The organism is Streptomyces sp. 796.1, assembly GCF_047525675.1.
Lineage (GTDB): Bacteria > Actinomycetota > Actinomycetes > Streptomycetales > Streptomycetaceae > Streptomyces.
On sequence record NZ_JBLIWA010000001.1, the window covers coordinates 53,676 to 79,579 of the forward strand.

Below are 25,904 nucleotides of genomic sequence, written 5' to 3' on the forward strand. Positions count from 1 at the left end.
AGCCATGGAAGCGACTGAGGAAACCGGAGCCGCCGGTGGGCCCGCGCTCGACCAGCAGGCGCTCGACGAGGCGGTGCGCTTCACCTCGGAACTGATCCGGATCGACACCACCAACCGCGGCGGCGGCTCCTGCTGGGAGCGGCCGGCCGCCGAGTACGTGGCCGAGCGGCTGGACGCCGCGGGCGTGGACGCCACCCTGCTCGAAGGGGAGCCGGGGCGCACCAACGTCGTCGCCCGGATCGCAGGGCGCGACCCGGCGGCCCCCGGACTGCTCGTCCACGGGCACCTGGACGTGGTGCCGGCCGAGGCCGCCGACTGGAGCGTGCACCCCTTCTCCGGCGAGATCCGCGACGGCGTGGTCTGGGGCCGCGGCGCCATCGACATGAAGAACATGGACGCGATGATGCTCGCCGTCGTCCGCGCCTGGCAGCGGCTCGGCGTACGGCCCCGGCGCGATGTCGTGCTCGCCTTCACCGCGGACGAGGAGGACAGCGCCGACGCCGGCTCCAGCTTCCTCGCCGACCGGCACCCGGGACTGTTCGAGGGCTGCACCGAGGGCATCAGCGAGTCCGGCGCCTTCACCTTCCACGGCACCGTGCCGGGCTCCGACCGGACGCACCGCATCTACCCCGTCGCGGCGGGCGAGCGGGGCACCGCCTGGCTCCAACTGACCGCACGTGGCCGGGCCGGCCACGGCTCCAAGACCAACCGGGAGAACGCGGTCACCCACCTGGCCGCCGCCGTGGCCCGGATCGGCGAACACCGCTGGCCGGTGCGGCTCACCCCGACCGTGCGCAGCGCACTGACCGAACTCGCCGCGCTGTACGGGGTGGCTGGGCCCAACACCGGGCCCGACGCCGGGCCCGACCCCGGCTTCGACGTGGACGCGCTGCTCGCCGGGCTCGGCAGCGCCGCCACCCTGGTCGAGCCGACCGTGCGCAACAGCGCCAACCCGACCATGCTGGACGCCGGCTACAAGGTGAACGTGATCCCCGGCAGCGCCACCGCCTTCGTCGACGGGCGGGTGGTACCCGGCGGCGAAGAGGAGTTCACGGCCACGCTCGACGCGCTGACCGGGCCGCACGTCGACTGGGAGTACCACCACCGCGAGGTGCCGCTGACCGCGCCGGTCGACTCGCCCACCTTCGCCGCGATGCGCGCGGCCGTCGAACGCTTCGACCCCGGCGCGCACGTCGTGCCGTACTGCATGGCCGGCGGGACCGACGCGAAGCAGTTCTCGCGCCTGGGCATCGTCGGCTACGGCTTCTCGCCGCTGAAGCTCCCGGTGGGCTTCGACTACGCGGCGCTCTTCCACGGCGTGGACGAGCGGGTGCCCGTCGAGGCCCTGCACTTCGGCGTCCGCGTCCTCGACCACTTTCTGCGGGAGGCATAGAAGATGGTGACCACGGCCCCGTACGGAGCCTGGCGGTCCCCGATCGGGGCGCGGCACATCGCCGCGCACGACGGGAACCCGGAGCATGTGGGCGTGGTCGGCGACGAGGTGTGGTGGACCTCGCCGCGCCCGGCCGAAAGCGGCCGGCGGACGCTGGTCCGCCGCCGCCCCGGGGGCACCGAGGAGTCGCTGCTGCCCGACCCGTGGAACGTGCGCAGCCGCGTCATGGAGTACGGCGGCGCGTCCTGGGCCGCCACCGCCCGCCCCGCCGGCGGCCCGCTGCTGGTCTTCAGCCACTTCGACGACCAGCGGCTGTACGCGTACGAGCCGGACCGCGCCGGCGCCGAGCCCACGCCGCTGACGCCGGTGTCGGACCTCGGCGGCGGGCTGCGGTGGATCGACCCGGTGCTGGTGCCCGAACGGGGCGAGGTGTGGTGCGTCCTGGAGGAGTTCACCGGGCCCGCGCCCACCGATGTGCGTCGGCTGCTGGCCGCCGTGCCGCTGGACGGCTCGGCCGCCGAAGACCGCGCCGCGGTGCGCGAACTCACCGACGACACGCACCGCTTCGTCACCGGCGTGCGCCGCTCGCCCGACGGCCGGCGCGCCGTGTGGATCGCCTGGGACCACCCGCGCATGCCGTGGGACGGCACCGAGTTGAAGACCGCCGAGATCACCGCCGACGGCACCCTCAGCGGCGTACGCACCCTGATCGGCGGGCCCGGCGAGTCGATCCCGCAGGCCGAGTGGGCGGCCGACGGGACGCTGCTGGCCGCCAGCGACCGCACCGGCTGGTGGAACCTGTACCGGGTCGACCCGGACAGCGGCGCGGCGGTCAACCTGTGCCCGCGCGACGAGGAGTTCGCAGGGCCGCTGTGGAAGGTCGGCTTCCGCTGGTTCGCGCCGCTGCCCGGCGGGCTCGTCGCCACCCTGCACGGCCGGGGAGCGCTCACCCTCGGCATACTCGACCTGCACGCCACTCCGGCGCCGGGCGCCGCGGCCGGCGGCGGGGCAGCCGACAGCGGGGCAGGCGGCGGTGCCGAGCTGCGGCCGGCGGACGCGGTCGGCCCGTGGACCGAGTGGCTGCCGACCCTCGCGGTCGACGGAACCCGGGTGGTGGGCGTGGCGGCCAGCCCGCACACCGGCTACGAGGTCGTCGAGTTGGACACCTGTACCGGCCACGCCCGGGTGATCGGCGAACCGCACCGGGACGTGGTGGACCCGGCCTACTACCCGCAGCCCGTCGCCCGCACCTTCACCGGCCCCGACGGCCGGGAGGTGCACGCCCACCTCTACCCCCCGCGCAACCCCGACCACCGGGCGCCCGAAGGGGAACTCCCGCCCTACGTGGTATGGGCGCACGGCGGCCCCACCAGCCGCTCCCCGCTGGTGCTCAGCCTCCAGGCCGCGTACTTCACCTCGCGCGGCATCGGCGTGGTGGACGTCAACTACGGCGGCTCGACCGGCTACGGGCGTCCCTACCGGGAGCGGCTGCGCGAGCAGTGGGGCGTGGTCGACGTGGCGGACTGCGCGGCCGTGGCCGAGGCGCTGGCCGCCGAGGGCGGCGCCGACCGGGAGCGGCTGGCCATCCGCGGCGGCAGCGCCGGCGGCTGGACCACCGCGGCCTCGCTCACCAGCACCTCGCTGTACGCGTGCGGCACCATCCTCTTCCCGGTGCTCGACCTGGTGAACTGGGCGACGGACGGCACGCACGACTTCGAGTCGCAGTACCTGGAGGGCCTGGTCGGCCCGCTGGCCGAGGTGCCGGACCGCTACCGCGAACGCTCCCCGCTGCACCGGGCCGACCATCTCAGGGCGCCGTTCCTGCTGCTCCAGGGCCTGGACGACGCGGTGTGCCCGCCGGCGCAGTGCGAGCGCTTCCTCGCCGCCCTGGCCGGCCGCGGCGTCCCGCACGCGTACCTCGCCTTCGCCGGCGAGGGCCACGGCTTCCGCCGCGCGGAGACGATGGTGCGCTCCCTGGAGGCCGAAATCTCGCTGTACGGGCAGGTCTTCGGCTTCCCCACGGAGGAGGTACCGGGGGTGACGCTGGCGCCGTAGGGCTGGGCTTGGGGGTGGGTTTCTTGTGGGGCCGGGGGTGTGTTCGGCGTCGGGCCGGGGCGGTTGGGGCTCGGGTTGGCCGGGTTGGGTGATCCGTACGGGGTCGGGTCGGGCCGGGGCGCCTCCGGGAGTTGACGGAGTGCTTCCCGGCCCGGCCGGCCCGTCTGGCCGGTGCGGAGGGCCCGTGGCTGCGCTCCTGGAGCCAGAACCCGCCTGCGATAGGGGGCGTTACCGAAAAGCGGCCGTGCTCCGTGCCCCGCCCGGCGCCGCGACCTATGCTGTCTGGCGCCGATCCGGAGCGGTTCGTCGGCCTGCTGCGTCGGCGGACCGACGATGTGTGGAGGGCCATGACCAACCCGTACCTGCCGCCGCAGCCCCCACCTCAGTCCCCCAACCCGCCGCCCCCGGTGGTCGCCCCGCACGCGAGCGAAGCCACCCGGCTGCTGTGTACGGGGACCTACCTGGACGCGGCGTACCGGGACCGAGTCATCGAAGAGCTCTACCGCGCCGAGCACCGGACCGTCGCGCCCTCCCTCGGCTTCGACGCCACCCGGGTCCTGGCCCACGCCGTGCGCGCCAGACGGGTCGAACTCGCCTGGCTGTGCGGCGTCTTGGGGTTGCTCGTGGTCGGGGCTGCGGTGTCCGGGGGGTGGCTGCTGGTCCTGGTGCTGCCGGGGCTCCTGCTGACCTTCGGACAGCGGCTGCGGAGCGGGGCCGGCGCACGGGGCCGTGGCCGCCGATCCGCCTTCGCCCTGCACTGGGGAGGTCGATTCCTCCTCGTCTACCTCGTCTTCCAGAGCCTGCGGGTCGGCTTCGGTCGGGAAAGGTCCGAGAAGGACAAGCCCAAGAAGGACACGTCGGATAAGGGCCAGACCAACGAGGATCAGTCCGAAGCGGACCAGCTTGAGGAGGGTTGGCCCACACAGACCGGGGACGGACAGGCCGAGGTCGAGACTTCCAGCGACGGCGGCGAGGACAGTTCGCCCTTCGACCTCCCTTCCCCCTCCGACCTGTTGTTCCCCGACTCGGCCTTCACGCCGGACTCCCCGTTCCAGGCATGGTCTGCGCTGGCCGTCCTGCTGGCGATGGCGGTGTGCGTCGCCGGGCAACAGATGCACTTCACCTGCGTGTTGCGCGGTGAACTGTCCCCGGAGCGGTTCCCCGAGCTCGCCGATGACCCGGCCGAACGGATCCACAGGGGCCGGTTCGCCCGAGCGAAGCGGCTCATCCGGCGCGAGCAGCACGCCCCGTTGGTCCGCTATCACGAGGCACGTCCGTTCTGTGGCGCCGGCATCGCGTACGACACCTGGGTACTCGCCGTCGAACTCCGGCCGAACCCGGCGGCGCAGCAGCAACCCCTGGACAACGCCACGGTGCTGGCCGCGGTGCGCCCCTTCCTCGAACAGTTGCGGGAGGTGTCCGGGGCGTCGGGGCAGCGGAACCGCGTCGTACGGGACCGGCTGCGCCAGTTGCAGATCGACGAGTGCGTGTTCCTCCCCGTGGCGGGCCTGTCGAGCCGGGAGCAGGCCCGGTACGGCCCGAGCGCGTTCGAGCAGCACCGGCTCCAGGCGATCGAGGAGGGTGGCGAGATGCGCCGCCACTTCCTGCGCATCCGCGTGCACGGCTGGGAGGACGAGTTGGTCGTCACGGTCTTCGTGCGCGTCCACACCCAGGGCCGGATGCTCATGCTGGAGGTGGCGCCGCACGTGCTGCTGCCCATCCGTGAGGACTTCAAGGACGCCGACCACGAGGCGTACCGGCTGGCCAATCAGAACCTCTTCGGCAAGTCGGTCAACGTCCTCACGCAGACGGCCAGCGCGCCCGGGCAGGCGCTGATGGCCTTCGGCCGGCGCGCCGTGCACAACTGGCGGTGGCTCACCGGGGAGTCCAGGAGCGGCGAACTCCCCGAGGGCCCGGCCCTCTCGGTGCGCGAACTCGCCGCGGAGCCGAGCGGGTCGCTCTTCCAGACCATGGACGTCGACCGCTACCTGCGCAGTGTGCAGGACCGCATCGCGTACGGCGTGAAGACGGCGCTCGTGGCGGCCGGCTACCAGACGGACGAGTTCGCGCAGAAGGTCATCTACATCAGTAACGGCGGCATCAACATCGACTCCGTGGACCGCAGTACCTTCGCGGTGGGCGACCACGCCCGGGCCACCGCGACCGGTGGCCAGCCACCACGACCAACGGCGGGCTGACGCCGCCGGGGAGGAGAGCGACTGCCATGAGCAGTACGGAGCCACAGCCCCAGATCCACATCGGCGAGGTGTCCGGCAGCACGTTCGCCATCGGCAGCCATGCCGAGGCCAGGAGCTACCACGGGACCGGCGCGGCCCCGGACCAGGCGACGGACGACCTCCTGACCGCCCTGCGGGAGCTGCGGGCGGAACTGTCCCGGGCGGAGCCGACCGACGGTTCCGCCGACCTCGATGCGGCGCTCGCGGACGCGGAGGACGAGATCACCCGGACCGGCAGCGCGGGTGAGGGGCGGTTGCGGCGGCTGCGAGCGCTGCTCGGCGACGCGGTCGCGGTCTCCGCCGTGGCGGCTTCGGCGGCCACCGTCGCCGCGCAGTTGGGGATGTGAGGGCGGGCCGAACCCGCGGCCGGTGGGGCGCGGGCGGCGCGCGGCGGGCCTGCCCGGCCATTGAGCCGGGCCGGGCAGGACAGGGCCTGTCGGCCGCCCGGCCGGCTAGGTGGTCGTCGTGACCGCGTCCGCGTCCTTGCCTGCTGCCGCGCCCGTGCCCGCGTCCTTGCCCGTGACCTCGACCGCGTCCGTGCCCACGCTCGTGGACGTGACCGTGACCGCGTCCTCGGCCGCCGACTTCGGTTCGCCCCCCGCGGGTTCCCCGCGCTCGGTGGCCGTCGCCGACTCCGATTCGCCGGTCGTGGGCCCCGTGGGCTCCGCGGATTCCCCGCGCTCCGCGGCTGCCGCCGCCCCCGCCCCGCGCCGCGGGACGATCACCGGCGAGCCGTCCACCGGGGCGGCCAGCACATCGGCCGGCACCCCGTACAACCGCTCCACCAGAGCCGCGTCCACCACCGTGCGGGGCGGGCCGGCCGCGACCACCTCGCCGTCGCGCATGGCGACGATCGTGTCCGCGTACCGGGCGGCGCTGGTCAGGTCGTGCAGGACCATCACGACGGTACGGCCGGCTGTGGCCACCTCGCGGACCAGTTCCAGGACCTCCACCGCATGGCCGAGGTCGAGCGCGCTGGTCGGCTCGTCGAGCAGGACCACCGGGGTCTCCTGGGCCAGCACCATCGCCAGCCAGCAGCGCTGCCGCTGGCCGCCGGAGAGTTGGTCAAGGCGCCGGTCGGCGAGCGGGGCGACGCCGGTCGCGGTCAGCGCGGCGCGCACCGCGCGCTCGTCCTCCCGGGACCACTGGCGGAACAGGCCCTGGTGCGGATGGCGGCCGTACCGTACGAGCCCGGCCACCGTCACCGCCTCCGGGGCCTGGGGGGACTGCGGCAGCAGCGAGACGCGGTGCGCGGCCTGGCGTTGGCGCAGCCGCCAGATGTCGTCGCCGCCGACCCGGACGGTGCCCGCGTGCGGCTCGTGCAGCCGGGCCATGGCGCGCAGCAGCGTGGACTTGCCGCAGCCGTTGGGGCCGACGATGGCGACCACCTGGCCGGCCGGCACGGTTAGGTCAACGCCGCGCACGGCGAGGTGGGCGGGGCCGGACCTGCCGGTGGCGCCCGCCGGGTAGCCCGCCTTCAGCGATTCGACGACGAGTTCCACGGTCAAGCCTTTCTGGACGGGGAGCCGCCGAACAGTACCCACAGCAGGAACGGTCCGCCAAGCACACTGGTGATGACGCCGACGGGGATCTCCACCGGGGCCACGATCCGGCCCAGCGCATCGCTCGCCGCCACCAGCGCCGCGCCCACCAGGGCCGAGCCGACGATCGGCACCCGGCCGGGCCCGTACAGCTTGGTGGCGATGACCGGCGAGGCCAGGGCGACGAAGGCGATCGGGCCGCCGACGCCGACCGCGACGCCGGCCAGGGCGACGGCGAGCGCGAGCGTGAGGCCGCGCAGCAGCGGCACGTTGAGGCCGAGCGCCGCGGCCACGTCGTCGTCGAACCGCATCACGTCCAGCCGCCGCCCGGCCACCAGCGCCAGCGGCACCAGGACCAGCAGGCACAGGGCGAGCGGTTCGCCCACCCCGTAGTCGCGCCCGCTGAGGCTGCCGACGCTCCACAGGAAGACGCCGCCCGCCGTGTTGTCGTTCTGTCGGGACATCACCAGGTCGCTGACGGCACCGATGACGGTGGAGACGCCGATGCCGACGACCAGCACCCGGTAGCCGCGGGTGCCGGCGCCGCCCGCGCACAGGACCACCAGGACCGCGGCGCCGGCCGCGCCCAGCGGGCCGAGCCACCAGTCGCCGACCATGGCGGTGGAACTGCCCACCACCGAGGCGACGACGGCGGCCGTCGCGCCCTCGTTGACGCCGATGACGTCGGGGGTGGCCAGCCGGTTGCCGGCCAGCGTCTGGGTGAGGCAGCCGGCGATCCCGAGCGCCGCGCCGACCAGCAGCCCGACCACGATCCGCGGTAGCCGGAACTCCTGTACCAGCATCACGGTCAGCGAGTCACCGGTGCCGAGCAGGCCGCTCAGCGAGTCGGACGCGCTCATTCCGGTGGAGCTGGCGAGTGTTGCCAGCGCGACGATCACGGCGGTGAGCGCGGAGAGCCCGAGCGAGACCAGGGCGGCCCGGCGCGGGAAGAGCCAGGACAGCGTGCCGGTGCGCAGCACGATGCTGTCGGTCGGCGCGACCCGCAGGGCGTGCGCGGCCTGCGCCGCGGGGGAGGCGTGCCGGGTGTCCTTGCCTCCGCTCGCGCCTTGCGCCGTACGGGAGATGTCCCGAATGTCGGGAGCGGCGGCCGGGCCGGGAGCGGCGGTCGGGTGGGGTTCCTGGCCGGTCACGAGCCGCCTCCGGGGGTGCCGAGGCCGAGCAGCCGGTTGGTGCGGGCGATCCAGATCAGGAGCGGCCCGCCGATCAGGGCGAGCAGCACGCTCACCGGGGTCTCCCAGGGGCGGATGACGATCCGGGCCGCGATGTCGGCAGCGAGCATCACGTTCGCGGCGATCAGCGCGGAGAGCGCGAGTTGGGCGGTCAGTCGGGGCCCGGTGACCAGGCGCGCCGCGTACGGGGCGAGCAGTCCGAGGAAGGCGATCGGGCCGGCGAGCGCCACCGCGGCGCCGGCCAGCAGCGTCACCGCGCCCGCGATGACCAGCCGGATGCGCCCGGGGTGGTGGCCGAGTGCGCGGGCGCTGTCGTCGCCGAGGGCCAGCGCGGACAGCGGGCGGCTGGCGCCCACCGCGACGGCCAGTCCGACGACGATCAGCGGGGCGATGGACAGCGCGGTCCGGGTCTCCACGCCGGCCAGCGAGCCGATCGTCCAGTACCGGTACACGTCGAAGGTGGACTGCGTGCCGAGCAGGACGTACGAGGTCATGCCGTGGAAGGTGGCGCCGAGCGCGGACCCGGCGAGCACCAGCCGCAGCGGCGATGCGGCGGCCCGGCCGGAGGCGGCGAGCAACAGCACGACCGCGCTGGCTGCCATGCCGCCGGTCAGTGCCCAGACCAGCACGCCGTACGCCGACTCCACGTCGAAGTAGGTGAGTCCGATGACCACGCCGAGCGCGGCTCCGGAGTTGACGCCGAGCAACCCGGTCTCGGCCAGCGGGTTGCGGGTGACGGCCTGGAGCAGGCAGCCGGCGGCGCCGAGCGCGACGCCGACCAGGACCGCGGCGATGGTGCGCGGCAGCCGCACGTCCACCACGGCCAGCCGTAGTGCGGCGTCGGAGCGGGCGGATGCGTCGCCGAGCAGGTAGTCCAGCGCGCGCCCCATGGGGGTCTTGCCGGAACCGATGAGCAGTGACAGCAGGCACAGCACGAGCAGGGCCGCGACCAGCGCGGCGGCAGCCCACAGGGTGGGGCGGTGCCAGCGGTTCGTGGGCCTCGTCACGTCGAAAGGAGGCCCGGCCTCTTGCGCAACGGACATGAGGTTAGCCTAACCTCGCATGTGATCCGGGGCGCCGGGTGGGTCGTCGGACCCACCTGTGGTTCGCCATGCCCCGGTGGTGCGGGACCTCCGTTGCGACCAGCGGCGGGGCCCGCATGGCAGGTCCGGTGGCGGCAACGCCCGTACGCCGGCTGAGACTTCGGAGAACCGCATGACCTCGTCCCCCCTGTCCCCGTCCCAGGCTCCGGCCGAGCGCCGCGCGGCTGCGGTGCGTTCGCCCCGTGCGCGGCTGACCGCGGTGACCGCCCTGGCCCTCGTCTCCGCCCTCGCCCTGTCCGCCTGCGGGTCGGATGATTCGGACAAGGGTGGCGACAAGGTGAAGGATGCGCGAACGGTCAAGGACGCCACCGGTGCCGACGTGAAGGTGCCCGGCAAGGTCGAGCGGGTCGTGGTCCTCAGTGAGATGGACCTGGACAGCTCGCTGGCGCTCGGCGTGCAGCCGGTCGGCCTGACGGCGGGTCGGGGTCAGCAGGGCGCCCCCGAGTACCTGGCGGACAAGGCCAAGGACATCACTGTCGTCGGCGCGGTCACCGGCCCCGACGTGGAGAAGGTCGCCACCGCCAAGCCGGACGTCATCCTCGCCGGGCAGATAGCCGACGCGCAGGTGCTCAAGCAGCTCAAGGCCATCGCGCCGACCGTGGTGACCGTCGGCAAGGCCAAGGACTGGAAGGCCGCGCTCACCCTCACCGGCGAGGTGCTGAACAAGCAGACCGAGGCGAAGGACTTCCTGGCCGGCTACGACAAGCGCGTCACCGAGGTCAAGAAGGGCCTCGGGGGCAAGGCCGGCGCCAAGGTCAGCGTGGCCCGCTACTCGGCCAAGGGCACGGCCGTGATGCAGCAGGGCGTGTTCATCAGCGACGTGCTGAAGGACCTGGGCTTTGAGCGTCCCGAGCTCCAGAACAAGAAGGGTGCCGGACACTCCACGCCCATCAGCGACGAGGACATCCAGCAGATCGACGGCGACTGGCTGTTCATCGGCACCCTGGCGTCGAAGGGCAAGGACGCCGACCTGTTCGGCGAACTCCAGAAGAAGCCCGCCTACCGTCAGCTCGGCGCCGTCAAGGGCGGCAAGGTGTCGGTGATCGACGGCTCGAAGTGGACCAGCCTCGGCGGCTCGCTCGCCGCGATGTCCGTACTGGAGGACATCGAGAAGGCGATGGGCGCCAAGTAGTCGAAGGACGGCGGTGGGCGGCACGGCGCGAGGGAGCGCCTGCCGCCCACCGCTTGGCGTTGTGGTGGGGCGTGCGGCGGTGAGTGGCCCCGTGGCGGGCGCGTAGCGGCTCGGTGCGGAGCCGGTGCAGGCCGCCGGCGGGTTGGGGTGCGTGCGAGAAGGCGCACGGGCCGCCGGCCACGGATCGCGGGCCGATGGCGTACGCGTCACAGGCCGTACGCCCCAGCCCCGGAGTGCGGGTCGCGCTGGGCCTGCCACGGTCGCCCCACGCGGCACGTCCGTCCCGTCCTGCGCGGTGGGCCACCCGTCATGAGCCGACGTCATCCGGTCACGCCCGAGCGGAAGCTGAGCCTCCGTCCATGGTGCCGGGGCCCCTTGTCGCGGAGCCCGTATCCCTACCTGTGAGAGGCCCGTCACCTGGGGCAGGCCGAGAGTGCATGTTAAGTTAGGGTTACCTAAGTAAGGTCATGTCTGAGTAGGTCTAGGGGGGTAACTACCGTGCAGCAGCCCGAACTTTCCGGCCGGATCGCGCTGGTCACCGGCGCCGGTCAGGGCATAGGCGAGGCGGTGGCCCGAATGCTCGCCGACCAGGGCGCCAAGGTCGCCGCCGTGGACCGCAACGCCGAAGGCGTCACGGCGCTCGCGAAGGACTACGGCGCCGGCATCGAGGCGCACACCGCCGACGTCACCGACAGCGCCGCCGTGGAATCCCTGGTGACGACCGTCGAGGAGGCCACCGGGCCGATCGACATCCTGGTCAACGTCGCCGGGGTGCTGCGGCCCGCACCGGTGGCCGAACTGACCGACCAGGACTGGGACGAGACCTTCGCGGTCAACACCACCGGCGTCTTCCACACCTGCCGCGCCGTCACCCGCCGGATGAGCGAACGCCGCCGCGGCAGCGTGGTCACCGTCGGCTCCAACGCGGCCGGCGTGCCGCGTACCAGCATGGCCGCCTACGCCGCCTCCAAGGCCGCCGCCACCATGTTCACCAAGTGCCTCGGCCTGGAACTCGCCCGCAGCGGCGTGCGCTGCAACGTCGTCTCGCCCGGGTCGACCGACACCGCCATGCAGCGGCAGTTGTGGACCGACCCGCAGGCCCCGCTGCGCGTCATCGACGGCGACCCCGCCAGCTACCGGGTGGGCATCCCGCTCGGCCGCATCGCCGAACCGGCCGACATCGCCGAGGCCGTCGCCTTCCTGGTCTCCGACCGCGCCCGCCACATCACCATGCACGACCTGTACGTGGACGGCGGCGCCACCCTGCGCGCCTGAGCGCACCGGCGGCGGCCCAACGACGCGCCCCGCCCGTCGAAGCGTCCCGGCCCACCAGCGGACGCGCCCCCACCCACCCACCGGCCGGCCGGCCGCCCCATCGAGCGGCGGCCCGGGCAGCCGAGGACCCGGCCCGTCGCGGCCGGCGGCCTCCCCACGACACCCCGACCGGTGCCACCGCACCGAAGGAATGGAGTAGCAGGTGACGACGACACACGAGGTCGCCGAGCGCCCGATATCCGCCCCGCCCGCGCCGGGTTCCACCTCGGGGCCGAGCGGAGCGCACGGCGCGAACCCGGCCGCACCCGCCACCGCGGGACAGCGGGCCACCGATGCCGGTGAGACCGCCGAGCCCGCCGCGACGGCTGCGCCCGCCGTGGCCGCCGCGGCCGGGCCGGCCCGCGCCCCGCAGGGCCCCCAGCGCACCGACCGCATCCACGCCGCCGCGGTCGGCTCGGCCACCGCCCTGCTGGACGCCTACACAGCCGGCGACGCACGCTTCTTCGCCTCGCCCACCCGCACCCTGCTCGCCCGCGGCGTACGCGCCGAGGTCCCGCACGACGCCCGCCCGCTGCCCGAGCGGGTCGCCGAGGCGCTGGCCGGCCAGCCGTCGGTGGACGGGCGGCCCCCGCTGGTCGTCGGCGCCGTCGCCTTCGACCAGGACGCGCCCGCCGCCCTCGCCGTACCCGAGACGGTCCGCTGGGCCCCGCCGCTGGCCCAGGACCCGCTGATCGCGCTGCCCGTCGCCAGGCCCGAGCCCACCGGCTGGTCGGTCCGCCCGGTCCCCGAGCCGGCCGAGTACGGCGCCGCCGTCTCCGCCGCCGTCGCCCGCATGCAGCGCGGCGAGTTCGGCAAGGTCGTGCTCGCCCGCACGCTGGAACTGACCGCGCCCACCGACCTCGACCTGCCGGCCATGGTCCAGCAACTGGCCCGCCGCGACCCCGGCGGCTACACCTTCGCGCTGCCGGCCGGCGCCGGCCGCACCCTCCTCGGTGCCAGCCCCGAACTCCTGGTCACCCGGCGCGGCGGCCAGTTGGTCGCCAACCCGCTCGCCGGCTCCACGCCGCGCAGCGCCGACCTCGCCGAGGACGTCCGCCGGGCCGCCGCCCTCCTGGAGTCGGCCAAGGACCTGCACGAGCACGCCATGGTCGTGGCGGCCGTACGCGATGGCCTCGCCCCCTTCTGCACCACGCTGGAGGTGCCCGAGCGGCCGACCCTGGTGCGCACCGCCGCCATGTGGCACCTGTCCACCACCGTCACCGGCGACCTCGCCGTACGCGACGGACGCACCGCCACCGCCCTGGAACTCGCCTGCGCGCTCCACCCGACACCGGCCGTCTGCGGCACCCCCACAGGGCTGGCCCGCGAGGTCATCCGCGAGCTCGAACCGTTTGACCGCGGTCTTTATACGGGCATGGTGGGCTGGGAAGATGCCAGCGGGGACGGCGAATGGGTCGTCACCATCCGCTGTGCCGAAGCAGAGCAGCGCACGCTTCGGCTGTACGCCGGCGCCGGCGTCGTCGCGGCCTCCACGCCGGAGGCCGAGACAGCGGAGACCGGCGCCAAGTTCCAGACGTTCCTGCACGCGGTGGGGGTTGACCAGTGAGCACGCCGACCTGGCCGAGCGAGTTCGCCGAGCGGTACCGGGCCGCCGGCTGGTGGCGCGGGGAAACGTTCGGGCAGATGCTGCGCGAACGCGCGGCCAAGCACCCGGACCGGATCGCCGTCATCGACCCGGCGCCCGCACCCGGCGCGCCCGACGGCCGCCGCGTCAGCTACGGGCAGCTCGACGCCCGCGCCGACCGACTCGCCGCGGGGCTGCTGGCCCGCGGCATCGGCAAGGGCGACCGGGTGGTGCTGCAACTGCCCAACGTCGCCGAGTTCTTCGACGTGATGTTCGCCCTGTTCCGCATCGGCGCCCTGCCCGTCTTCGCGCTGCCCGCGCACCGCGAGAGCGAGGTGCGCTACTTCTGCGAGTTCACCGAGGCCGCCGCGTACGTCATCCCGGCCGTGCACGGCGGGTTCGACTACCGCGAACTGGCCAGCACGGTGCGGGCCCAGGTGCCCACGCTGCGGCACGTCTTCGTGGCCGGCGCGCCGGGCGAGGCCGGCGCGCACACCCCGCTGGACGAACTGGCCGCCGAGCCCGGCCCCATCGCCGACCCGCCGGCCCCCTCCGACCTGGCGTTCCTGCAACTGTCCGGCGGCAGCACGGGCGTGCCCAAGCTGATCCCGCGCACCCACGACGACTACCTGTACTCGCTGTGGGGCTCCAACGAGATCTGCGCCGTCGACGAGGACAGCGTCTACCTGTGCGCGCTGCCCGCCGCGCACAACTTCCCGCTCAGCTCGCCCGGCACGCTCGGCGCGCTGTACGCCGGGGCCCGCATCGTGCTCGCCCCGCAGCCCAGCCCCGACGTGGCCTTCCCGCTGATCGAACGGGAGCGGGTCACCCTCACCGGCCTGGTCCCGCCGCTCGCCCTCGCCTGGATCGAGGCGGCCGGGCGCGGCGAGTACGACCTCTCCAGCCTCCAGGTGCTCCTGGTGGGCGGCGCCAAGTTCAGCGAGGAGGCGGCCCGGCGGGTCCGGCCGGCCCTCGGCTGCACCCTCCAGCAGGTCTTCGGCATGGCGGAAGGGCTGGTCAACTACACCCGCCTGGACGACGACGAGGAGACCATCGTCACCACCCAGGGCCGCCCCATCTCGCCCGACGACGAGATCCGGGTGGTGGACGACGCCGACCAGGACCTGCCCGTCGGCGCCACCGGCCACCTGCTCACCCGCGGCCCGTACACCATCCGCGGCTACTGGCGGGCCCCCGAGCACAACGCGACCGCCTTCACCGCCGACGGCTTCTACCGCACCGGCGACGTCGTCCGGCTCACCGAACACGGCTACCTGGTCGTGGAGGGCCGGGCCAAGGACCAGATCAACCGGGGCGGCGAGAAGGTCGCGGCCGAGGAGATCGAGAACCACATCCTGGCCCACCCGGCCGTGCACGACGTGGCCGTCGTCTCCATGCCCGACGCCTACCTCGGCGAGCGGACCTGCGCGTACATCGTGCCGCGGGCCGGCGCCGAGCCGGTGCGCCCGATCGCCATCAAGAAGTTCGTCCGTGAGCGTGGGCTGGCCGCGTACAAGGTGCCCGACCGGGTCGAGTTCGTCGACGACTTCCCGCACACCGGGGTCGGCAAGGTCAGCAAGAAGGACCTGCGCGCCGCGATCGCCGCCCAACTCGCCGCCCGCGAGGCCGAGACCGCGACCGCCGCGCCGGCGGCCCCCACAACACCGGCAACTCCCGCAACACCGGCCACCGGGCAGCCGGCCCCGCCGCCGGCCCCCTGACACACCCGCCCCGCGGCCCGTACGAGACCCGCGGGGCGGCCGGCACCACCGCCGACCGCACCACTGCCCGACCGCACAGCCGCCCGACCGCACCACCGCTCGACCCGAAGCCCGAAAGGCCCCCCGTCATGGCCCTGCCCGCCATCGCGCCCTACCCCATGCCCAGCGCGGCCGACCTGCCAGCCAACAAGGTGGCCTGGCGCGTCGACCCGCGCCGCGCCGTGCTGCTCGTCCACGACCTCCAGAACTACTTCCTGTCCGCGTTCGACCAGAGCGCGTCGCCGGTGACCGAACTGCTGGCCAACGTCGCCCGGCTGAAGGCGGAGTGCGCCCGGCTCGACGTGCCCGTCGTGTACTCGGCACAGCCCGGCGGCCAGAGCCCGGCCGAGCGCGGGCTGCAACAGGACTTCTGGGGACCGGGGCTGCCGGACGACGAGCACGCCAAGGCGATCGCGGGGCCGGTCGCGCCGGGCCCGGACGACACGGTCATCACCAAATGGAAGTACAGCGCCTTCGTCCGCACCGACCTCGCCGAGCGGATGGCCGCGCAGGGCCGTGACCAGTTGGTCATCGTCGGCGTGTACGCGCACATCGGCGTGCTGCTGAGCGCGGCCGACGCGTGGATGCGCGACATCCAGTCCTTCGTCGTCGCCGACGCCGTCGCCGACTTCTCCGCAGCCGACCACGCGACGGCGCTGCGCTACGCCGCCGGCAAGTGCGCCGTCGTCACCACCACCGACACCGTCTTTGAGGGGAACTAGCCGCGATGGCCCTGACCGTGGAGCAGATCCGTGCCGACGTCGCCGACGTGTTGGGCGAGGACCCGGCCGACATCCCCGACGACGAGAACCTGGTCGACTACGGCCTGGACTCGGTCCGGGTGATGGCGCTGGTCGAGCGCTGGCGCCGGGACCACGGCGTCGAGGTGACGTTCGTGGACCTCGCCGAGGAGCCCGCCATCGAGCGCTGGATACCCCTGCTGGGGGCCCAGGCATGACCACGCTGCTCGACCCGGCCGTGCCGCGGCACGGCGCGACCCCGGCCGGTGGACGGGCCGCGCGCGGGCTGCCGTTGACCTCGGCCCAGTCGGGCATGTGGTTCGCCCAGGCCCTCGACCCTCAGAGCCCGGCCCAGAACACCGCCGAGTACATCGAGATCCACGGCCCCGTCGACCCGGTGGCCTTCGCCGAGGCGCTGCACCGTACGACCGGCGAGGCGGACGCCCTCCGCGTACGCATCGTTGTGGACGGGGACGCGGGCCCGGGACTGGACGCGGGCCAGGGCCCGGCCCCCGCCGCGCCCGCTGATGCAGCCGCCGGCACCACAGCCACCGCGGCCACCGGCGGGGGAGCGGCGGAACCCGCGGGCCCCCGCCAGGTGCCCATCGAGATCGACGCGCCCCGGCTCGCCGCCCCGGCCGCGCCCGCCACCGCGGCCCCCACCACCGGCACGGACGGCGTCACGCGCTGCGCCTTCCCGCTGCACGTGGCGGACCTGCGCCCGGGCGCAGGCACCACGGACGGCACGGGCGCCAGCGCGCCCGACGGCCCCGGCCACAGCGCGAACGCCCGCCCGACGGGCGGCACGCCAGACGCCGCCGACCCGGACGCGGCGGCCCTCGCCTGGATGCGCGCCGACCTGGCCCGCCCGTTCGACCTGGCCAGCGGCCCGCTGTTCCAGCACGCCCTGTTCCGGGTGGGCGACCGGCGGTGGCTCTGGTACCAGCGCGTGCACCACCTGGTGATGGACGGCTACGGCTACTCGCTGCTGGCCCGCCGCGTCGCCGAGGTCTACACGGCGCTGGCCGCCGGCGAAGAGCCGCCGCCCAGCCCGTTCGGCCGCCTCGCCGACCTGGTCGCCGCCGACCAGGAGTACCGCGCCGGCGAGCGCTACGCCGCCGACCGCGCCCACTGGGCCGCCACCTTCGGCCTCACGCCGCCCGACGCCGCGGACACCGCAGCCGCCGGTGCCGACGCAGCCGCCGGGGACACCGCGGCCGGCCGGCCGGCCGCCCGCCCGCGCGCCGACCTGCCCGAGGCGCCCACCCTCGCCGGCCGCACCGCCCTGCCCGACCGCACCTTCCTGCGCCGCACCGCCCACCTCGGCCACGACGCCACCGAGCAACTGCGCACGCTCGCCACCTCGCTCCGCGCCACCTGGCCCGACCTGCTCTTCGCCACCCAGGCGCTCTACCTCTCGCGCGCCACCCACAGCGCGGACGTCGTCCTCGGGGTGCCGATGATGGGCCGGATGGGCTCCGCCGCGCTGCGCATCCCCGGCATGGTGATGAACGTGCTGCCGCTGCGCCTGACGGTGCGCCCGCAGGACACCCTGGCCCAACTCGTACGCCAGGTCGTGCTCGGCATCCGCGCCGTGCGCAAGCACCAGCACTACCGGTACGAGGACATCCGCCGCGACCTCGGGCTGCTCGGCGACGGCCGCGCCCTGGTCGGCCCGCTGATCAACGTGATGCCCTTCGACTACGGGCTGACCTTCGCCGGCGCCCGCTCCGACGCGCACAACCTGGCCACAGGACCGATCGACGACCTCACCGTCAACATCTACGACCGGGCCGACGGCACCGGCCTGCGCATCGACTACGACGGCAACCCGCAGACGTACACCGAGGACGAACTCGCCGCCCACCAACAGCGCTTCCTCGACCTGCTGGCCCGCATCGCAGCCCCGGACACCGACCCGCACGCCCCGCTCGGCGACCACGCGGTGTTGACCGCGGCCGAACGGACCCTGGTCCTGGACGAGTTCAACGCCACCGCCCGCACCCTGCCGCCGACCACGCTGATCGGCCCGATCGAGTACCGCGCCGCCCGCACGCCGGACGCCACCGCACTCGTCTTCGGCCCCGAGAGCCTGACGTACGCGCAGCTCAACGCCCGGGCCAACCGGCTCGCCCGGCGCCTGGTCGAACTCGGCGTACGGCCAGGGGCGCTGGCCGCGGTCGCGCTGCCGCGCTCGGTCGACCTGATGGTGGCGCTCCTCGCGGTCCTCAAGGCCGGCGGCGCCTACCTGCCGCTCGACCCGGACTACCCGGCCGACCGGCTCGCGTACATGCTCCAGGACGCGGCGCCGGCCTGCGTCCTCACCGACCGGGCCACGCACGGCGCGCTGCCCGCGCACGGACTGCCCGCGCTGGTCCTCGACGACCCGGAAACCCGGGCCGAACTCGCCCGCCAGCAGTCCACCGACCCGGGCCGCGCGCTGACCCCGCACCACCCCGCGTACGTCATCTACACCTCGGGCTCCACCGGACGCCCCAAGGGCGTCGTCGTGCCGCACCGGGCCATCGACAACCGGCTGCGCTGGATGCAGCACACCTATCCGCTCACCCCCGACGACCGGGTGTTGCAGAAGACGCCGTCCGGGTTCGACGTGTCGGTGTGGGAGTTCTTCTGGGCGCTGCGGGAGGGCGCGGCCGTGGTGGTCGCCGAACCCGGCGGCCACCAGGACCCGGCCTACCTGGCCCGCACCATCCGCACCCAGCACATCACCACCGTCCACTTCGTGCCGTCCATGCTCGGCGTCTTCCTCACCGAGCCCGGCGCCGCCGACTGCACCGGCCTGCGACGCGTCTTCTGTAGCGGCGAGGCCCTACCGCGGGAGACCGTCACCGACTTCCACCGGCTGCTGCCCGGCGTGCCGCTGCACAACCTGTACGGCCCGACCGAGGCCGCCGTGGACGTCACGTACCACCCGTGCACGGCCGGCGAGAGCGGCCCGGTGCCGATCGGCAAGCCGGTCTGGAACACCCGCCTCTACGTGCTCGACGCGGCCCTCAAGCCGTGCCCGCCCGGCGTCGCCGGCGAGCTCTACCTGGCCGGCACCCAACTGGCCACCGGCTACCTGGGCCGCCCCGACCTGACCGCGCAGCGCTTCGTGGCCGACCCGTTCGCCGCCGAGCGCGGCGAGGCCGGCGCCCGCATGTACCGCACCGGCGACCTGGCCCGCTGGCGCGAGGACGGTGCCGTCGAATACCTCGGCCGCACCGACCACCAGGTCAAACTGCGCGGTCTGCGCATCGAACTCGGCGAGATCGAGGCGGCCCTGGCCGCCCAGGACGGCGTCGCAGCCGCCTGCGTCCTGGTCCGCGAGGACCGCCCGGGCGACCAGCGGCTGGTCGGCTACGTGATGGGCCACCAGGGCGCCGCACAGACCGGGCGGTCGGCCGCGGCGGATGCCGCCGCCGGGGTCGACCGTCCAGCGACGGAGGGCGATGAGAGCGCACCGCTGGCTGACGGGCCGCCGCAGGAGCGGCCCGACCTCGCGGGGACCGGCGCTGCCGGGTCGGCCGCGCACGGGCCTGACGCTCTCTCCGCGGGGCCGCAGGATGTGGGCCACCCGCTCGACGCGGCCCTGCTCAGGGAGCGCATCGCCGCGCGGCTGCCGGACTACATGGTGCCAAGCGCCCTCGTCGTTCTGGACGCGTTTCCGCTGAGCCCCAACGGCAAGCTGGACCGCAAGGCGCTGCCCGCCCCACCGACCGCCACCGCGCAGGCTGGGCGGGCCCCGCGCAGCCACCGTGAGGAGACGCTGACCCGGCTGTTCGCGCAGGTGCTCGGGGTCCCGCAGACCGGCGTCGACGACAGCTTCTTCGACCTGGGCGGCAACTCGCTGCTCGCCGTCCGCCTCGTCGCCGCCATCCGTGAGGTGCTCGGCACCGAACTCGCCCTCGGCGCCCTCTTCCAGGCCCCGACCCCGGCCGCGCTCGCCGACCGGCTGCGCGCCGCCGAGGAGGGCACCGCCACCGGCACCGACCAGGCGCTCGGCGTGCTGCTGCCGCTGCGCGCCGCCGGCACCGAGCGACCGCTGTTCGTCCTCCACCCGGCGGGCGGCATCAGTTGGTGCTACGCGGGCCTGCTGGCCCCGCTCGGCCCGCAGCAACCCGTCTACGGGCTCCAGGCGCGCGGCCTGACCGAGCCGGAGCCGCTGCCCCAGACGATGGAGGAGATGGCCGCCGACTACCTCGACCACATCCGCCAGGTCCAGCCGCACGGCCCCTACCGGCTGCTCGGTTGGTCGGTCGGCGGGGTCGTCGCGCACACCGTCGCGGTCCGCCTCCAGGAGGCGGGGGAGCGGGTCGAACTCCTCGCCCTGATGGATGCCTACCCCTCCGACCAGTGGCGCGACCTGGCCATCCCGGCCCAGGCCGACGCCCCGCGGGCGCTGCTGCGGATGGCGGGCTTCGACCTCCAGGAGGGGCAGCCGCTCACCCGCGAACAGGTCCTTGAGACACTGCGCCGCGAGGGCAGCGCCCTGGCCAGCCTGCCGGACTACACGCTCTCGGCCGTGGTGGACATCGTGGTCAACAACGCCACGCTGATGCGCCGCCACGACCACCGCGTCTTCGACGGCGACGTGCTGTTCTTCACGGCCACCGCACCCCGCGCCGAGGACTGGCTGACCCGCGACGCCTGGCAGCCGTACGTCTCCGGCCGCCTGGTCAACCACGACATCGACTGCCTGCACCCCGAACTCACGCAGCCGCAGGCGCTGGCCGTGGTAGCAGACGCCGTACGGGGGTGGCCGCGGGCCACGGACTGACCCGCCCGTGAGGGGCACAGCCCTGCACCTGGCTGGCCCCGCACCGCACTGCCCTGCACCGCCCCGTGACCGGGGCCCGGACCGCGCCGCCGTCCGGGCCCCGGTCACGCGCGGTTCCCCGCCCCCTCACCCGTTCGGCCTACGCCCCGCCGCCACGCGGTGCGCCCCGGCCACCGCCCCGCATGCTGGACGCAGGGGGCGGGCCCATCGGACGAGGGAAGGGTGCGCTATGAGCCCCAAGGCAAAGACCGAAGGCGGCACCGGCCGCGGCCACGACTTCCTGACGCCCAGCAGGATCACCCTCATGGTGCTGGGCGTACTCGGCCTGATCTTCATCTTCGAGAACACCCGCCAGGTGAAGATCCGCCTCCTGATCCCCGAAGTCACCATGCCCCTGTGGCTGGCGCTCGCCGCGGTAGCGGTGATCGGCGGGCTGTGCGGGGCGTATCTGTTCCGGCGGCGGTGAGGGGGGGGCTGCCGTGGGGCCCGCCCCGTCCACGGCCCGGCAGGAGAGGGGCCGGCCGGTGGCAGGCCCGGCGGCCCGTAGGACTGTCCTGCGGCCGACGTCACTCAGGTCCGTACGGTGGTGTCGCCCCGTCCCACACCTCGATCGCGTCGACGTCTGGCCCCGGAGCTGGCTCCGGGGCCAGACGTCGCCCAGGCCGCGCGCCGGCACGACGCCCGCTGAGGCGATGGACACCGACGGCGATTGAGCCCCGTGCTGCCCGCCCCGGGGAGTGCGAGCGAAACGCTCCGTCATTCTGAAGCGAATATTGCGAAGTTTTCGCTTCATATCTACGCTGGGCGCATGCGACCCCAGCACGAACCCGAGCGGATCACCGATTTGTCACGGCTGCGGGCCTTCATGAACCCGCTGCGGATGCAGCTCTACCGGCTGCTGTACGCCGCGGGCGCCGCGACCGCGTCCCAGCTCGCCGAACACGTCGCAGAAACGCCCTCGTTGGTCAGCTACCACCTGCGGAAGCTCGCCGAGCACGGCTTCGTGCGGCAGGCGAGCGGCCAGGGCGGCGACGGTCGCGAACGGTGGTGGGAGGTGGCGTCGCAGGAGGGCTGGGGCTTCCGCGACTCGGACTTCGCGGACACGCCCGAGGGCGCTGCCGCGGTCGGCGCGGTGTCCCGCAGCATGCTCGACACCCGCGTCGCCCAGTACCGCACGTATCTCGACCAGAAGCCCGCATGGGGCAAGGAATGGTCCGACGCGTCCTTCACGTCCGAGTGGCTGCTCAACCTCAACCCAGCCGAACTCGCCGAGCTGAGCTCCGAGTTGGAGGCACTGGTCAGGCGCTGGCGGGAGCGCGGGCAGGCCGCCGGGGCCGCCGGCGACACCGCGGGCCGCGAGCACGTGTCCGTGCACTTCTACGGCTTTCCGTTCCGGCCCTGACCCGGCCGGACCGCCAACCCACGGGAGTCATCATCGCCAGCGCAGAACTGGTGTTGCCGGAAGCCGCCACCGCGCCCGCCCACCGGGACCGCAACGTGCTGCGCTGGCTCACCGCCTACGCCGTCTCCCTCATCGGGGACGGCGTGTACTTCGTCGCCCTGGGCTGGTCCGCCCAGCAGGCCGCAGGCCCCGCCGAAGTCGGCCTCGTCATGGCCTCGGGCGCGGTGCCCAGGGCCCTGCTCATGCTCGGCGGTGGCGTGGTGGCGGACCGGTTCGACCCCCGCCGGGTCATCCTCGGCAGCGACGCGCTGCGCTGCCTCCTCATCCTGGCGGTGGCCGCCGGCGTCGCACTCGCCTCGCCGGCCCTGTGGGCGCTGACGGCGGTGGCGCTGGTGTTCGGCGCCGTGGACGCGCTGTTCGTCCCCGCCGTCGGGGCCCTGCCGCCCCGGATCACCGCCCAGGAGCAGTTGGCCCGGGTCGCCGGCATGCGCGCGCTGGCGATGCGCGTCGGCCAGGTCGCAGGACCGCCGGCCGGCGGTCTCGCCATGGCGTTCGGGGGCCCGGCAGCCGCCTTCGCCTTCGCCGGAGCACTGTTCGCGCTCTCGCTACCCCTCCTGCTGAAGATCCGCCTGCGGCCACTGGAGCCCGCCGCCGGGGGCCGGACGGAACCCGCCACGGCCCGACAGGACCTGCTCGACGGCTTGCGCTACCTCCGCCGCCACCGCCTCATCGGCCCGCTCGTCGTCGCCGGCGCCGTCTGCGAACTCGGCCTCACCGGCACCCTCAACATCGGCATGGTGCTGCTCAACGCCGAGCGCGGTTGGGGCCCTTCCGGCTACGGCTGGATCGTCAGTTGCTTCGGCGCGGGAGCCGCAGCCAGTGCCGCGCTGCTCGCCGCCGCCGGCTGGCTGCCCCGTGCCGGCCTGACGATGGCCGGCACCCTGCTGGTGGGTTGTGCGGGTGCGGCCACCATCGCCCTGGCCCCCACCGTGTGGCTCGCCGCGGCGCTGGCCGCGACCGTCGGCCTGTGTGCGGGTGTCTTCGGCGGCCTCAACAACGCCCTCATCCAGACCGCCGCGGACCCGAGCTACCTCGGCCGGGTGACCTCCGTCGTCATGGTCACCATGGTCGGCGTCGCCCCGCTCAGCTATCCGCTGGTCGGCGCGGCCATCGGGGTCTGGGGCGCGGCCCCGGTGTTCGCCGGCTGTGGTGCCTTCGCCAGCCTGGGCGTGCTCATCGCCCTGTCATCCGATGCGGTCCGGCACGCCGAACTGCCCCGCCAGCGACCGGACGCGGGTGCCTGATCCGGTCACCCGCCCTCCGGCCGGGGCCGGTTCGTCGCACCCCGGGCCGGTCGACCGCCGACCCCGCGCCCCGGCACCGCTCCCCCCGTACGCCCCCTCACCCCACCACATCCCCCGCCCACACCCCCGGCCTGCGGTCGTGCCACGGGTTGGTCGTTTCGAGTTGGCCGGCGAGGCGGAACAGGAGGTCCTCGCGGCCGTGGGCGGCGGCGAAGTGCATGCCGATCGGTAGGCCGGTGGGTGGGTCGACGGTCAGCGGTACGGACATGGCGGGGGTGCCCGCCACGTTGCAGATCGGGGTGAAGGGGCCGAGGTCGAAGAGGCGGCTGAGCCAGCCGAGGCCGTCCAGGTCCCATACGCCTTCGGCGTGCGTGCCGAGCGGGACCGGCAGGTCGGGCATGGTCGGCGTGAGCAGCACGTCGTACGCGGTGAAGGAACGGGCCAGGGCGCGCGCCACCCGGTTGCGTACGGCGAGGGCGGCGACGAACTCGACGCCGGTGACCCGCCGGCCGTAGTCGTAGCTGGCCAGCGTCGCCGGCTCCAGGGTCGAGGCGTCGATCGGTCGTCCGGAGCCGGCTGCCAACTCGTCGATCGTGGCTGCCAAGTTGGCGCACCACTGCCGGGCGTTGGCCACCACGAACTCCTCCCACCCCACCCCGAGGTCGACCGAGGCACCGTCCACCCGGTGGCCGAGCGACTCCAGGAGGTGGACGGTACGGGCGAGCGCAGCGGCCACCGGTGGGCTGGTCCGGTGGCCGCCCCACGGCTGGGCGACGACGCCGATCCGCAGCGTGCCCGGCGGGCGGCCGACCTCCCGGGCGTACGGCCGCACCGGCTCCGGCGCCACGTACGGGTCGCCCGGCTCCGGGCCGCTGACCAGGTCGAGCAGGGCCGCGCTGTCGCGCACCGTACGGCTGACGCAGCCCTGCACGGCCAGGCCGTTGAAGACCTCGTCGAACTGCGGGCCGACCGAGATCCTGCCCCGGGTGGGCTTCAGACCGAACAGGCCGTTGTACGCGGCGGGGATGCGGATCGAGCCGGCGGCGTCGGTGCCGTGGGCGAGTGGCACCACGCCGGCCGCGACCGCGGCACCCGCGCCCCCGCTCGACCCGCCCGCGCTCCGCGTCAGGTCCCACGGGTTGCGGGTGGCGCCGTACAGCACGGGTTCCGTCGTGGTGCTGTACGCCAACTCCGGTGTTGTCGTGCGACCGAAGGTGACGAGCCCGGCCCGGCGCAGCCGCCGCGTCAGGGCCGAGTCGGCGTCGGCCACGTGGCCCGCCGCGAGCCGGCTGCCGAGCTCGCTGCGCCGGCCGGCCAGCAGCACGCCGATGTCCTTGACCAGGAACGGCACCCCGGCCAGCGGCGTGCTGCCCGGGTGCGGCGCATCGTCCGCCTCCCAGCTCTCCACGACGGCGTTGACCTGCGGGTTGACCGCCTCCAGCGCCCGGTGCGCGACCTCCTGGAGCTCGTCCGCCGTCACCTCGCCGGCGGCCACCAGCTCCGCCAGACCCACCGCGTCGAACCGTACGTACTCGGACACCTGCACCGCGCGCTCCTCACTCCCGGCGGACCTCTCGATACCGCTGGGGATCTGCTGATACCGCTTGCTCTCTGGTGATGCCACCCGGTCCCCTGCGATACCGAACGGTATCGCGGGGGACGGATTGGTACCGTAGCAGGGAGCGTGCGCGGGCCCAACGGGGTGTCCGCGGTGAGCGCAGCGGCAATCGGACGACACGGAGTGGGCATGGCTTCGACCGCCAGTAGGCCGAGCAGGGTGGCGAAGTTGCCGCCGCGCGAGCGCATCCTCGACGCGGCCGAGGAACTGTTCCAGCGCGAGGGCATCCGGCGGGTGGGCGTCCAGGCGATCGCCGAGCGGGCCGAGACCACCAAGATGGCCATCTACCGGCACTTCGAGACGAAGGACGCCCTGGTGGCGGAGTGGTTGCGGATCGTCGCCGCGGACTACCAGGCGGCCTTCGACCAGGTCGAGGTCGACTACCCGGACCGCCCCCGGGAGCAGATCGTCGGCCTGGCCAGGTTCATCGCCCACGGGCTGCCGACGGTCTCCCGCCGCGGCTGCCCATTCGTCAACGCCCTGGCCGAACTCCCCGATCCGGCCCACCCCGCCCGACAGGTCATCGAGGACCACAAGAAGCTCCAGAACCGCCGCCTGACGGCGATGTGCCGGGCGGCCGACCTCCCCGACCCGCAGCAGACGGCGGCCGAGATCACCTTCCTGCTGGAAGGCGCCCAGGTCAGCATGGAGAACGGGAGCGTCGACCGGGTGCCGGAGAGGCTGCTGCGGATGGTCGAGGCCATCGTGGAGCGGGGGGGGGGGGGGGGGGGGGGGGGGGGGGGGGGGGGG

The 25,904-nt window shown here is 74.3% G+C and carries 18 protein-coding genes and 1 pseudogene; 15 read left to right on the forward strand and 4 right to left on the reverse strand.

Features of this window, described 5'->3' with window-relative positions:
• The first annotated feature begins 4 nt into the window (after positions 1 to 4).
• From ACMA1D_RS00200 to ACMA1D_RS00215, 4 genes are all read left to right on the forward strand, one after another.
• A complete protein-coding gene (locus ACMA1D_RS00200; RefSeq protein WP_414721757.1) occupies positions 5 to 1,393 on the forward strand; it encodes a M20/M25/M40 family metallo-hydrolase in 1,389 nt (462 codons plus the stop codon).
• A gap of 3 nt (positions 1,394 to 1,396) precedes the next feature.
• Positions 1,397 to 3,448 carry a prolyl oligopeptidase family serine peptidase gene (locus ACMA1D_RS00205; protein ID WP_414721758.1) on the forward strand — a complete coding sequence of 684 codons (2,052 nt, stop codon included), beginning with the start codon at positions 1,397 to 1,399 and terminating at the stop codon, positions 3,446 to 3,448.
• Between the two features lie 347 nt (positions 3,449 to 3,795).
• Positions 3,796 to 5,646, forward strand: a complete 1,851-nt coding sequence (locus ACMA1D_RS00210; protein ID WP_414721759.1) for a hypothetical protein — start codon at positions 3,796 to 3,798, stop codon at positions 5,644 to 5,646.
• Between the two features lie 26 nt (positions 5,647 to 5,672).
• Positions 5,673 to 6,032: a hypothetical protein gene (locus tag ACMA1D_RS00215; protein ID WP_414721760.1), complete on the forward strand. Its 360-nt coding sequence runs from the start codon at positions 5,673 to 5,675 to the stop codon at positions 6,030 to 6,032.
• A gap of 363 nt (positions 6,033 to 6,395) precedes the next feature.
• Here the strand turns inward: ACMA1D_RS00215 and ACMA1D_RS00220 are convergent.
• The 3 genes and pseudogenes from ACMA1D_RS00220 to ACMA1D_RS00230 form a co-directional block, all read right to left on the reverse strand.
• Positions 6,396 to 7,187 (reverse strand): annotated as a pseudogene (locus ACMA1D_RS00220) (ABC transporter ATP-binding protein); the annotation flags it as partial.
• Between the two features lie 2 nt (positions 7,188 to 7,189).
• Positions 7,190 to 8,233: a FecCD family ABC transporter permease gene (locus ACMA1D_RS00225; protein WP_414721969.1), complete on the reverse strand. Its 1,044-nt coding sequence runs from the start codon at positions 8,231 to 8,233 to the stop codon at positions 7,190 to 7,192.
• A 140-nt stretch (positions 8,234 to 8,373) separates the two neighbouring features.
• On the reverse strand, positions 8,374 to 9,459 hold the full coding sequence (locus ACMA1D_RS00230; RefSeq protein ID WP_414721761.1) for a FecCD family ABC transporter permease: 1,086 nt from the start codon (positions 9,457 to 9,459) through the stop codon (positions 8,374 to 8,376).
• A gap of 172 nt (positions 9,460 to 9,631) precedes the next feature.
• On the opposite strand from ACMA1D_RS00230, the gene ACMA1D_RS00235 reads away from it, so the two are divergent.
• The 10 genes from ACMA1D_RS00235 (at position 9,632) to ACMA1D_RS00280 (ending at position 23,536) form a co-directional block, all read left to right on the forward strand.
• The gene (locus ACMA1D_RS00235; RefSeq protein WP_414721762.1) at positions 9,632 to 10,651 is read left to right on the forward strand and encodes an ABC transporter substrate-binding protein; all 1,020 of its coding nucleotides are present in this window, start codon (positions 9,632 to 9,634) and stop codon (positions 10,649 to 10,651) included.
• A gap of 498 nt (positions 10,652 to 11,149) precedes the next feature.
• A complete protein-coding gene (locus tag ACMA1D_RS00240; RefSeq protein ID WP_414721763.1) occupies positions 11,150 to 11,926 on the forward strand; it encodes a 2,3-dihydro-2,3-dihydroxybenzoate dehydrogenase in 777 nt (258 codons plus the stop codon).
• Positions 11,927 to 12,359: 433 nt separating this feature from the next.
• The gene (locus ACMA1D_RS00245) at positions 12,360 to 13,532 is read left to right on the forward strand and encodes an isochorismate synthase (RefSeq protein WP_414721970.1); all 1,173 of its coding nucleotides are present in this window, start codon (positions 12,360 to 12,362) and stop codon (positions 13,530 to 13,532) included.
• A complete protein-coding gene (locus tag ACMA1D_RS00250; protein WP_414721764.1) occupies positions 13,529 to 15,271 on the forward strand; it encodes a (2,3-dihydroxybenzoyl)adenylate synthase in 1,743 nt (580 codons plus the stop codon). The genes ACMA1D_RS00245 and ACMA1D_RS00250 overlap by 4 nt, the downstream gene beginning before the upstream one ends.
• 128 nt (positions 15,272 to 15,399) lie before the next feature.
• Complete coding sequence (locus ACMA1D_RS00255; protein WP_414721765.1) at positions 15,400 to 16,032, forward strand: isochorismatase family protein; 633 nt, start codon at positions 15,400 to 15,402, stop codon at positions 16,030 to 16,032.
• Between the two features lie 5 nt (positions 16,033 to 16,037).
• Positions 16,038 to 16,268 (forward strand): phosphopantetheine-binding protein, encoded by a 231-nt coding sequence (locus tag ACMA1D_RS00260; protein ID WP_349994650.1) that lies wholly within the window; start codon positions 16,038 to 16,040, stop codon positions 16,266 to 16,268.
• A complete protein-coding gene (locus ACMA1D_RS00265) occupies positions 16,265 to 20,830 on the forward strand; it encodes an amino acid adenylation domain-containing protein (protein WP_414721766.1) in 4,566 nt (1,521 codons plus the stop codon). The genes ACMA1D_RS00260 and ACMA1D_RS00265 overlap by 4 nt, the downstream gene beginning before the upstream one ends.
• Before the next feature lie 229 nt (positions 20,831 to 21,059).
• Entirely contained in the window at positions 21,060 to 21,296 is a 237-nt protein-coding gene (locus tag ACMA1D_RS00270; protein WP_414721767.1) for a DUF1049 domain-containing protein, read from the forward strand.
• 342 nt (positions 21,297 to 21,638) lie between these two features.
• Complete coding sequence (locus ACMA1D_RS00275; RefSeq protein ID WP_414721768.1) at positions 21,639 to 22,232, forward strand: ArsR/SmtB family transcription factor; 594 nt, start codon at positions 21,639 to 21,641, stop codon at positions 22,230 to 22,232.
• A 32-nt stretch (positions 22,233 to 22,264) separates the two neighbouring features.
• Positions 22,265 to 23,536, forward strand: coding sequence for an MFS transporter (locus ACMA1D_RS00280; protein ID WP_414721971.1), 1,272 nt, complete (start codon positions 22,265 to 22,267; stop codon positions 23,534 to 23,536).
• A gap of 97 nt (positions 23,537 to 23,633) precedes the next feature.
• On the opposite strand, the gene ACMA1D_RS00285 is transcribed toward ACMA1D_RS00280, so the two are convergent.
• Positions 23,634 to 25,082 carry an amidase gene (locus tag ACMA1D_RS00285; protein WP_414721769.1) on the reverse strand — a complete coding sequence of 483 codons (1,449 nt, stop codon included), beginning with the start codon at positions 25,080 to 25,082 and terminating at the stop codon, positions 23,634 to 23,636.
• A 201-nt stretch (positions 25,083 to 25,283) separates the two neighbouring features.
• Between ACMA1D_RS00285 and ACMA1D_RS00290 the strand changes: the two genes are divergently transcribed.
• A partial coding sequence (locus ACMA1D_RS00290; RefSeq protein ID WP_414721770.1) for a TetR/AcrR family transcriptional regulator occupies positions 25,284 to 25,904 on the forward strand: 621 nt, incomplete at its 3' end.

What these genes read in the sequence shown, in the direction of transcription:
- ACMA1D_RS00215 (WP_414721760.1), top strand. Translation starts at nt 5,673, where the DNA reads ATGAGCAGTACGGAGCCACAGCCCCAGATCCACATCGGCGAGGTGTCC.
- ACMA1D_RS00270 (WP_414721767.1), top strand. Translation starts at nt 21,060, where the DNA reads ATGAGCCCCAAGGCAAAGACCGAAGGCGGCACCGGCCGCGGCCACGAC.
- ACMA1D_RS00230 (WP_414721761.1), bottom strand. Translation starts at nt 9,459, where the DNA reads ATGTCCGTTGCGCAAGAGGCCGGGCCTCCTTTCGACGTGACGAGGCCC.
- ACMA1D_RS00235 (WP_414721762.1), top strand. Translation starts at nt 9,632, where the DNA reads ATGACCTCGTCCCCCCTGTCCCCGTCCCAGGCTCCGGCCGAGCGCCGC.
- ACMA1D_RS00255 (WP_414721765.1), top strand. Translation starts at nt 15,400, where the DNA reads ATGGCCCTGCCCGCCATCGCGCCCTACCCCATGCCCAGCGCGGCCGAC.
- ACMA1D_RS00275 (WP_414721768.1), top strand. Translation starts at nt 21,639, where the DNA reads ATGCGACCCCAGCACGAACCCGAGCGGATCACCGATTTGTCACGGCTG.
- ACMA1D_RS00260 (WP_349994650.1), top strand. Translation starts at nt 16,038, where the DNA reads ATGGCCCTGACCGTGGAGCAGATCCGTGCCGACGTCGCCGACGTGTTG.
- ACMA1D_RS00200 (WP_414721757.1), top strand. Translation starts at nt 5, where the DNA reads ATGGAAGCGACTGAGGAAACCGGAGCCGCCGGTGGGCCCGCGCTCGAC.
- ACMA1D_RS00265 (WP_414721766.1), top strand. Translation starts at nt 16,265, where the DNA reads ATGACCACGCTGCTCGACCCGGCCGTGCCGCGGCACGGCGCGACCCCG.
- ACMA1D_RS00205 (WP_414721758.1), top strand. Translation starts at nt 1,397, where the DNA reads ATGGTGACCACGGCCCCGTACGGAGCCTGGCGGTCCCCGATCGGGGCG.
- ACMA1D_RS00210 (WP_414721759.1), top strand. Translation starts at nt 3,796, where the DNA reads ATGACCAACCCGTACCTGCCGCCGCAGCCCCCACCTCAGTCCCCCAAC.